The 1,036-nt window shown below is 70.2% G+C and carries 1 protein-coding gene; it reads right to left on the bottom strand.

The window, feature by feature from the left end; genetic code table 11:
* Window positions 1-936: IS21 family transposase (gene istA, locus ACYVIH_RS15770; protein WP_460870429.1), on the bottom strand; the 936-nt coding region annotated here is incomplete at its 3' end.
* Window positions 937-1,036 lie beyond the last annotated feature (100 nt).

Genomic DNA, 1,036 nt, shown 5'->3' with positions numbered 1-1,036 from the left:
TTCCTCGCTGATCGTCGCGGGGAACGGCGTGGTCGGCACCGGCGCCAAGTGCTCGCGTTCGGCGATCGTCAGCACGCTGGCCTTGCCGCCCGGCCCGGCGGTACGCAGCCGGGCATCACCACGCTGGGCGCACCACCTATCCAAGGAGGCTTGGGCTTCCTCGACGGTGATGTCGTCGGGCAGGGTGCGCCACCAGCGTTGCGCGGCGGTGTGGTTGGACTTCTCCACCACACCCTTGCGGTTCCCGCGCCGCGGTGGACAGATCGCCACGGACACGCCGTAGTGCTTGGCGACCGCGGCGAAGGTGGCGGTGACCTTGCCCGACTCGGGGTGGCACACCGTGCTCATCCGGTCGAAGCGCCACTTCTTCGTCAGCCCGCCGAGCTTGCGGGCCGTGGCGTCGAGTCCGGCGATCAGCTGTGCCTGGTCCTCGGCCGGCGCCAGGTGACCGCGCCAGCGGCTGGAGTGCGCGAGCGCCCCGACCAGCAGGTGCGCGTTCTTGCCCCACCCCCACGACGCGGGCGGGTCGGGCAGCTCGACCCAGTCCCACTGGGTCTCCTCACCCGGCGGATGCGCGATCGGCACGTTGGGTCGGCCCTTGGTCGTCGAACAGGGCTCGCAGTGCGGCCGCAGACCGCGGGTGCGGATCTGGCGGGTGAACGTCGGATACGACCGGTCGTACCCGAGCCCGACGACCTCGTCGAACAAGGTCACCGCCCACAGGTGCGGGTCCTCGGTCAGTCGGGCGCGGACGTAGTCGACGAACGGCTCGAACGGGTCGTCCTCAGCAGGCTTCCGTTGCCCGGCGACCCGTTCGTTGTTGAGGTAGGCGCGGATGGTCTTGCGGTCCCGCCCCAGGTGCCGGGCGATCGCGGAGATCGTCCACCCCTGCCGCCGCAACGCGTGAGCGTCGATGTCTTCCTCCCGTGTCAGCATGGGAAGCGAGGGCTCCTTCGTGAGATGGCTGGTGGTCAGACCCGATCTCGCAGGTAGGGGTGTGAGGGCGTCTGGTTTCGGGTGCTCGCCCCGCGTGTCA

It is taken from the genome of Nocardioides pakistanensis, assembly GCF_054781215.1.
Note: the sequence above shows the minus strand (reverse complement) of the source record. Positions and strands in the feature narration are given on the sequence as shown.